The sequence below is a fragment of the Roseovarius sp. BRH_c41 genome, assembly GCF_000961715.1.
GTDB lineage: Bacteria > Pseudomonadota > Alphaproteobacteria > Rhodobacterales > Rhodobacteraceae > Roseovarius.
In genome coordinates this window covers 99229-108178 of record NZ_LADY01000036.1, presented here as the reverse complement: position 1 = coordinate 108178, position 8950 = coordinate 99229, and the positions used below count along the sequence as shown (strand labels likewise).

Annotated in this window: 6 protein-coding genes; 5 read left to right on the top strand and 1 reads right to left on the bottom strand. The window is 61.8% G+C overall.

What is annotated here, in order from left to right; all coding sequences use genetic code 11:
• On the top strand, positions 1 to 2238 hold a 2238-nt coding region (locus tag VR71_RS11300), incomplete at its 5' end, for a DUF4175 family protein (RefSeq protein ID WP_045683937.1).
• Positions 2239 to 2322: 84 nt separating this feature from the next.
• On the opposite strand, the gene VR71_RS11295 is transcribed toward VR71_RS11300, so the two are convergent.
• Positions 2323 to 3267: an ABC transporter substrate-binding protein gene (locus VR71_RS11295; protein ID WP_045683905.1), complete on the bottom strand. Its 945-nt coding sequence runs from the start codon at positions 3265 to 3267 to the stop codon at positions 2323 to 2325.
• Positions 3268 to 3599: 332 nt separating this feature from the next.
• Here VR71_RS11295 and VR71_RS11290 point away from each other — a divergent pair, with 332 nt between their 5' ends.
• The 4 genes from VR71_RS11290 (at position 3600) to VR71_RS11275 (ending at position 8796) form a co-directional block, all read left to right on the top strand.
• Positions 3600 to 4901 carry a DUF2793 domain-containing protein gene (locus tag VR71_RS11290; protein WP_045683903.1) on the top strand — a complete coding sequence of 434 codons (1302 nt, stop codon included), beginning with the start codon at positions 3600 to 3602 and terminating at the stop codon, positions 4899 to 4901.
• 10 nt (positions 4902 to 4911) lie between these two features.
• Positions 4912 to 5229, top strand: coding sequence for a hypothetical protein (locus VR71_RS11285; protein ID WP_040651108.1), 318 nt, complete (start codon positions 4912 to 4914; stop codon positions 5227 to 5229).
• Positions 5219 to 5581: a hypothetical protein gene (locus VR71_RS11280; RefSeq protein WP_009816566.1), complete on the top strand. Its 363-nt coding sequence runs from the start codon at positions 5219 to 5221 to the stop codon at positions 5579 to 5581. Before VR71_RS11285 ends, VR71_RS11280 begins: the two co-directional genes overlap by 11 nt.
• A gap of 263 nt (positions 5582 to 5844) precedes the next feature.
• Positions 5845 to 8796, top strand: coding sequence for a choice-of-anchor L domain-containing protein (locus tag VR71_RS11275; protein ID WP_045683900.1), 2952 nt, complete (start codon positions 5845 to 5847; stop codon positions 8794 to 8796).
• Positions 8797 to 8950 lie beyond the last annotated feature (154 nt).

Sequence of the window (8950 nt, the reverse complement as noted above, 5' to 3'; positions counted from 1 at the left end):
GCGCTCTGGCGGGCGCATCAGGCGCGGATGGCGGCACGGGCAGCGGGCGCACGCGCAGTCGAGCCGGATTTGCGGCTGTCGCGGCAGGACCCTTTCGGGCTGCGCTACATCGCCCTCTTGGGTTTGGTGGTGGCGTTGCTCTTTGGCTCGATCTGGCGGGCCGGGTCGGTGGCGGAGATGGTGCCGGGGGGCGCGCGTGGCGCGGCGCTGGCCGCTGGCCCGACATGGGAAGGCTGGATCGAGCCACCCAGCTACACAGGACTTCCGAGCCTCTATCTTGCCGATCAGGGTGAGGTGATCGAGGTGCCGGAAGGCAGCCGGATTACCCTGCGATTCTATGGTGAGGTGGGGGCGCTGAGCCTGACAGAAACCGTATCGGGTGAAGGCGCAGAGGCCGCAAGCACCGATCCTGAGCAGCAGTTTGAGGTCGCGCGCGCCGGCGAAATGCGGATTGACGGTCCGGGGGGGCGTAGCTGGGCCGTTGCGGCGCTGGCAGACGCAGCCCCGGAGGTCGAGGTGGACGAGCGCGATGCGCGCACCGCCTTTGATGGGCAGATGAGCCAGCCCTTTGCCGCGCGCGACGATTACGGCGTGGTGAGCGGCGGGGCGGTCTTTGCACTGGATCTGGCGCGGGTGGATCGGCGGTATGGTCTGGCGGTGGAGCCGGAGCCGCGCGAGGTGATCCGGCTGGATCTGCCGATGCCCTTGGCCGGGGATCGGACCGAGTTTACCGAGACCCTGGTCGAGAACCTCTCGGAGCATCCTTGGGCACATTTGCCTGTGACGCTGCGGTTGCAGGTTGCGGATGCGGCGAGGCAAGAGGGGCAGTCCGAACCGTTCGAGATGGTCCTGCCCGCGCGGCGGTTCTTTGATCCGATGGCGGCGGCGGTGATCGAGCAGCGGCGCGATCTGTTGTGGTCGCGGCAGAACGCCGGGCGCGTGGTGCAGGTGTTGCGGGCGGTGTCCTACAAGCCGGAGGGGCGGCTCTTTCGGTCTGAGAAAGCCTATTTGCGGTTGCGGGTGATTGTGCGGCAGTTGGCGGCGATGACGCAGAGCGAGGGGCTGGACGAGACCGAGCGCGATGAGATCGCGCAGGCGCTCTGGGATCTGGGTGTGTTGCTGGAAGATGGTGACATGGGCGACGCGCTGGAGCGGATGCGCGCGGCCCAAGAGCGATTGAGCGAGGCGATGAAGAACGGCGCCAGCGAGGAAGAGATTGCGCGGCTGATGCAGGATCTGCGGGATGCGACACAGGATTACCTGCGCCAGAAGATGCAGCAAGCCGAGCGCGAGAACCCCGAGGAGAGCGATCAGCGCAGCGCTGAAAACATGATGCAGATGAACCAACAGGATCTGCAGGACATGATGGACCGCATTCAAGAGTTGATGGAACAGGGCCGCTATGCCGAGGCGCAGCAGGCGCTCGAAGAGTTCCAGCAGATGATGGAGAACATGCAGGTCACCCAAGGCCAGGGCCAGCAGGGTCAATCGCCGGGCGAGCAGGCGATGGAGGGATTGGCCGAGACATTGCGGGAGCAACAGGGTCTGTCGGATCAGGCGTTCCGCGACTTGCAGGAACAGTTCAACCCCGGTGCGCAGTCGGGCCAGTCGCAGAATAATGAGGGTCGCAGCGGTGGCGAAGGGCGCGGCGAGAGCCATGATGGTCAGCAGGGTCAGGGCGGACAGGGCGGCGAGCAGCAGGGCCAAGGCGGCGAGGGCCGCGAACAGGCCGAGGACGGTCAGACCGGCGAGGGGTCGCTGGCCGAGCGGCAGGACGCGTTGCGGCAGGAATTGGAGCGGCAACGGCAGGGTCTGCCGCAACTCGGCGGCGAGGCTGGAGAGGCCGCGCGCGAGGCGCTGGAGCGGGCGGAACGGGCGATGGAAGGTGCGGAAGAGGCGCTGCGCAGTGATGATCTGGCCGGGGCGATCGACAATCAGGCCGACGCGATGGAAGCGCTGCGCGAGGGCATGCGCAACATGGGTGAGGCGATGGCCGAGCAGCAAAATCCCGGTGGCCAAGGCGATGCCGAAGGTCAGCCGGGGCAGGCGCAGGCCGATCCCCTCGGGCGCGAGGCCGGACAGGGGCGGCAGGCGGGCACGCAGGACAGTCTCTTGCAGGGCGAGGATGTCTATCGGCGGGCGCGCGAATTGCTGGACGAGATCCGTAAACGGTCCGGCGAGGGCGAGCGCCCGGATGTGGAGCTCGACTATCTGCGGCGGTTGCTGGAACGGTTCTGAGGCGCAGGCCGGGAACCGACACGCAGGGCTCGGGTGATCCGATCGGGGCAGGATTGGCTAACCCTGCCCCGCTCTGAGTGGCGATCAGTTGATGGCCCCGTTGACCATTGGCCGCCAGCTGTCTTCATTTGCGGCAGCCCACTCGGCAGCGACGTCGGCCACGGGGCGACCATCACGCGCGACTGCGACCATCAGCGCGGCCTGTGTTTCATTGGTGATCTGGAAATCCTCAAGAAGAAAATAGGCGGCGGGCCAGCGGGTCTTGAACCCTTTGATCACAGATTTGACGGCGCTCAGGCTCGGGACTCCGCAATCGCCCACGGCCTTGGGGTTCGGTCCCCAGCTTGCGTCTTCGTAGCAGGCGGCCTCAGCCTCGGGCAGATCGACAAAACGCAGGTCATGGACGGCGCCGGCCCAATGCGGTTGCCAGAACATCGCGAGTGCCGGGGTGCCGTTGGTGCTTGCGCTGACGAGGGCATCGACCAGCGCCTGTTCGGACGCGGCGGGAGAGGCGGTGAAGGGCAAATCGAGGGCGGTCATCAGATCGGCCCCCGGTGATTCCCAATCGGTGGGATAGTCGATCAGCACAGGCGTACCACCATCGGTGGCAAAGGCTGCGGCGCAGTTACGCAACGCCGCGAGCGCGGGCAGGCCGGGGCAGGCGGTCTCCATATGGGCGGGATAGGCCAGCCCCTCTGTCATGGAAAGGCCCAGGTCTCCGAGATCGACAAGGCTCCGCTCCATCATCATATCGCGATAGGACGGTGCGGCATTGGCGGGCCAGATTTCGAGGTTGGCGTCGATATTGCCCCGCCCCATCTGGCGGAAAACGGCCATGTCATCAACCGGGACGAATTCGACTGTATAGCCTGCCGCCTTGAGCAGTTCGCCCGCGACATGCGCGGTGATCTGAGCCTCGGTCTGTTGGGTGAGCGCGAGCTTGATTGGCTCATCCGACTTGCCCAGATCCGCCGCAGTCACGGGGAGGGCAAAGGCGCAGAGCGCGAGCGCGCAGCAGGTGGATTTCATAACAAACTCCTTGGTCAAAGAGAGGGCCTGCGGCCCCCATGCGTGTCAAACGGTCAGATCGGGAAACGTCATGCTGAAATGGTGGCTGTGAGTAATGGTGGGCTGCGTCCCGTTTCCCGGCACACGATACCATGTCCGGCGTGGGCCGCATCCCTTTTCGCGCAATTACACGAGAGGGTGTTTGATGTTTCATCGCAGGGCTGCGGGGATCGGAGGTGTCAGTGATTATGTATTCTAAACATATGTTTATCCGGCTTGCGTCCGCAGTCTTAACGAACTGGCAAGGGTGTTTGACCGAGTTTGTCGCCTGCGCAACCGTTCTGGAGAGACCGATGTCGGATTTATCAGCCCGCCTTGACCTGCCGTTTATCGCCCCGTCACAGGCGCAAAAGCATGTGACGCATAATGAGGCTGTGCAGCGGTTGGATCTGTTGGTTCAAATGGCGCTGGACGGGTTCGAGGCGACGGAGCCCCCTGCCGCGCCTGAGACCGGCGCGCGATTTGCGCTGGGGACGGGGGCGACGGGCGTCTGGGCGGGGCAGGATGGCAAGATCGCCGCGTTTCTGGGCGAGGCCTGGATGTTTGTGACGCCGCAAGAGGGCTGGATTGCGGCGGAGCGCGGCGGCACCGCGGTGCGCATTTACCGCGATGGGGGGTGGCGCGGGTTCCCGGACCGGACCGATGCCCTGGGGATCGCGACGCAGGCCGATGCAGTCAACCGTTTGAGCGTTGCGGCGGCGGCCACCCTGCTGAGCCATGCCGGGGCGGGACATCAGCTCAAGATAAACAAGGCGCAGAGCGATGACACCGCGAGTTTGGTGTTTCAGTCAGGGTTTGCGGGCCATGCCGAGATGGGTCTGGCGGGCGATGACGATTTCTCCATCAAGGTGAGTGCGGATGGCACGACATGGACCGAGGCTCTGCGGGTCGATGCGCAGACTGCGCGGATCAGCGGTGCGGCGGTTCAGTCCGCACCGACCGACAATGCCGCAGAGCGATTGCTCAAAGTCGGGGCGTTCGGGCTTGGCACTGCGATCAGCCTGACCGCCTCTGACGGGCTCGATACCCTGGTCTTGTCCGGCCTCTATTATAATCCCTCGGCTGGAAATACATCGGGCAACTCCTATCCGATTTCGTCTGCTGGGGCGCTTTTGGTGATTGCGCGCTCTGCCACGAATGTTGTGCAGGAGTTCACGTCCTATGGGGGCACCTCAGCGGCTTCGGCGCTGCGGAAATTCGTCAGATCCTGGGGCACGGGCGGGTGGTCACCCTGGCTTGAACTGTATCACAGCGGGCGCGTGATGGGCCCGGTGTCCCTATCGGACGGAGTGCCGACCGGGGCGATCATCGAGCATCAGTTTGTGGGCGGGAACGGGGAATATACGCGGTTTGCCAATGGCACGCAGATTTGCGGAACGACAGTGGCGCTCTCGACCTCTGGCGAAACGACCTGGACTTATCCGGCGCAGTTCTTCACCGCGCCCCGCGTTGCGGCGGTCTTGACGGGCAGTCAGGCCGCCTTTGCGCGCACCCTCAGCAATTCCAACCTGAGCATTCAGATCGGGGCGTTCAACACGTCTGGCACACGGGTGAGCGGCTTTGCCTATCTCCTTGCAATTGGCCGGTGGATTTAAGGAGATGACCATGCAGATCAAATTCTCACCAATGCGCCGGGATCTAAGGCTGGCGCTGGTCCGGTCGGGGGACACTCTGACGATCAACGGCGAGGCGTTCGATTTTTCACCGCTTCCAGAGGGGGCTACCTTGCCGCGGGAGGCCATGGACTCTGAGTGGTTCGCCGGACCGGTTGAGCGGGAGGGCGGTGTGTTGCACCTCAGCCTGATCCTGCCCCATGGACCAAATCCGCCGCTTGAGACCCTCATGGCCGAGCCCGTCATTGTGACCGACGACGGGCCTGTGACCCTGCCGCCCTATGATCAGGAGATCCCCGATGCAGATTGATTTCAGTCAAATGATCACCGCCGAGGCCAAGGCGGTCATCGCCGCGTCGGTACGGGCCGCTGACATCAAGGCCGAATGCCGGGCGCGCATTCTGGCAATCGGCTCTGAGACCACGCAGATGAATATCGCACAGGCCGGAATTGTGTTTACGGCGGCGGTGCTGGACGGCGCATCGCGTGAGGTCGCGTTGAAGGCGTCCGGGCTGCGTGAAGGGGATCTGGGACTGGCCCGCGATTGGAAAGCATGGGTGACGTCGATGCAGGTCGAATGTCGGCGCTCGATTGAGAGCGGCGATGATGCGGTCTGGCCAAAGGTTCCCGACGGTGTTGTCGGCCTTGCGGCACGGTTTTGACCTCACCGGTCGTCCTGTCCCGGAGGTGGTCGTGCTATGGTTGTGTTCTGAGCGCCCCGATGGGGCGATCTCTTTGTCAGGCTTGCGATAAATATCTATGAATAGCAGGGTCTTGCCGTGACGCAGACTCTGTCTGAGACGTCAATTGTTGATCTGTTGCGTTTTGTGGTTACCATGTGCCGAGCGGAATCAAGTCAATTCACCGTGACCTTGAAGAGACCCGCTTTTAAATTCTGAAATTTATGCGGCTTGGGAGATCAGAAATGGCAACACTTTTCACGCTCACAGGGTTCCAGTTTATCGCGTCCGGGGTGAGTATTTCTGGTCTTGGACCAGCAACGCTCGAGGTTCTGGGCAGTGATGATCTGGAGTTTACCTATACGTCAACAACCGTCGATCCGACTGATCCGCAGGGTGAGCTTGATGCAACGTCGGGTGATTTGTTTGAAGTGCGATTGGACGGCGTTGACCCGCTTGTCTTTGACAACGTGTTCGAAGGCATTATGGCCGAGGTCGAATTTGACGGGCAGATGGCGCAGTTTGTTGGATTTACCAACCCGTTCACCAACGAGACATTCTTGTTTCAACTGGACAATGTGCCGATTTTTGCGGGACCGGTTCCGACCGAAGCCGAACTGACCGCTATCTTGGGCAGCGCGTCGCTGAGCGACATCCCGGCCGGCGGGCCGTTCTCGCCGGGCGTGCCCTTTTCGCTCACATCGGTTCCGGGCGTCACGACAGCGGAGGTCGACCTGTTTTCCCCGACCGAAGGCAATGACACGCTGACCGGATTTGGGTCGAATGATGCCATCGACGGGCTGGGCGGCGATGATCAGATCAGTGGTTTGGGTGGCGCAGATACCCTTGTGGGCGGCGCCGGCGATGATAGCGTGTTCGGCAATGATGGCAGCGACCTGCTGATTGGCGGGGCCGGGGCAGATTCGGTCGATGGTGGTCTTGGGCTGGACATCCTGCAGGGGACATCTGCGGAGCTGAATGGCGATACGCTTGTGATTGGACATGGCGATGAGATTCGGATCACCGGGCTGACGCCGTCGTCAAATGTCATTATTGGCGGGGATGGTCTGTCCGTCTCGATTGATGCGGATGGCAATGGATTGACAGAGTCGAGCTTTGCGGTACAGACCAGTGAATCCGGTGCGACGCTGGTGCAGTCTATTGTGAATGGCGCGACCGTCCTGAGATTGGACGAGACACCAACAGCCGGGATCGGCGTGCCGATTTCCGGCGCGTCAGGGTTTAACGAGATTCAGGACGTGCTCGTTTCTGACCCCAATCTGGTTCTCAACGATGTGGTGTTCACAGGGGGGATCGAGGGTGTCGCGCTCTTGCCTGAGGGGTTCACGATCAACCGGCTGGTGGATACCAATGAAGATGGCATCGTCGATAGCGTGACCCCTGTGGTGACCCTTGACCGTGGCGTCTTTCTGACCACGGGCGGTGGTCCCGGTACGAGCAACACGCAATCGAGTTTTTCCGTTTCTCTGGGAGAGCCGGGCGATCCGGATCTGGACCGGGCCGCACGTGATGCGTTTTCCGGGGCGGGGGAAACCAATGACGCGTCGGTCATTACCTTTACCTTTGACGCGACCGATCTGGGGAGCGCTCCTTCGGTGTCCTTCGATCTGTTCTTCGGGTCGGATGAATTCCCGGAATTCGTTGACAGCAGCTTTGTCGACATTGCCGCTGTTTTTGTAAACGGGCAGAATTTTGCGCTCTTCAACAATGATCCCGGTCAGCCGTTGTCCATCGTGGGCGAGAGCATCAACACGCCGGGCAACTTCTTTTCCAATAACGGCATCAATGATCCGGCCAACGCCTTTACCGGGGCATTCGATACGGAATATGACGGATTCTCGCGTGTTATCACGGTGATTGCGCCAATTCAGGCCGGGGTGAACGAGGTCAAGATCGGGATCGCCGATACGGGCGACTTCATTTTCGATTCTGGTCTCTTCATCGGCAATATGCAGGCCTCCAACTTCAATTCGAGCGGGAGCTTTGTGAATGTTAGCGGCACGTCGGGCGCGGATCAGATCAATGCGACGGGTGCGCCGGAATTGATCACCCTCGGCGCGGGCGCGGACACGGTGTCCGGAACGGCGGAACAACTCGACGGGGATATCATCGACGACTGGGGCGATGACGATCTGCTAGAGTTCCTGGATGCGGTGTTCGGTCTTGAAGACATCGTTGTTACCCTTGGGTCCGCTATTCTGGATGTCGATACCGATGGCGATGGCATTGCCGACAGCACGGTCACGTTGGAAGGCAATTTCACCAATGCGACCTTTAATGTCGAGACATCCGGAGGCAATACCCAGATCACCAGCGCTGGGGCGCTACCGAATATCAACATCGTGAACGGAACCGCCGCGTCAGAGTTTCTGCCCGGCACGCTGGGCGATGACAGCATAACTGGCGGGGGTGGAAACGATTCCATTCCGGCATCGGACGGCGATGATGTGGTCAACGGCGGGGCTGGCAATGACAATATCGGCGGCGGTTTTGGCAATGATACGATCAACGGCGGTGACGGCGATGACATCATGGGCGCGGGCTTTGGCGATGACAGTGTCGTGGGGGCTGCGGGCAATGACGTGGTTGCGGGTGGCGCTGGCAATGACACGCTTTCGGGCGGGTCTGGCGATGACAGCATGTCCGGCAGCTTTGGCAATGATCTGATCAACGCCGGGGGTGGGGCCGATGACATCGGCGGCGGCGCCGGGCAGGACACGATCAACGCCGGGGCTGGCAATGACCAGGTCGGAGGCGGCGAAGGCGATGACGTTATCTCTGGCGACGACGGCAATGATTTCCTTGCCGGCGGCGGGCGCAATGACATCATCGACGGCGGCTCTGGCGATGACACGATCAACGGCGGGGCTGGCAACGATCAGATGACGGGGGGCACTGGCGCGGATCAGTTCGTGTTCTCGGCCTTTGTCGCCGGTGAGAGCGATGTGATCGGCGATTTCGAGGATGGCATCGACAGTTTCTTCATCCGCATCATCAACCCGGATACGGGTGCGGAGAATATCAACAACGGTGGCAACGGGATTGCGGGTTTCGTGGCGGCTTTGGGGATTGTGGACACAGCGGGAGGCGCGCAGTTTAACGTCAACGGCCATCAGGTTCTGGTCGAGGGCGTCGCCGCAGCGGATCTGACGGTGGACGACTTCCAGTTCCTCTAAGCCGGACCAAAAGCAACGAAAGGGGCGCCATCAAGCGCCCCTTTCTGTTACGCACAACCTTTGCGTGTTTATTGAAAACATTACAAAAAACCTTGATCACAGGATGTCGTGATGCCAAGGTCCGACTAGAAAAATACAGATAGATTGAGAAAGG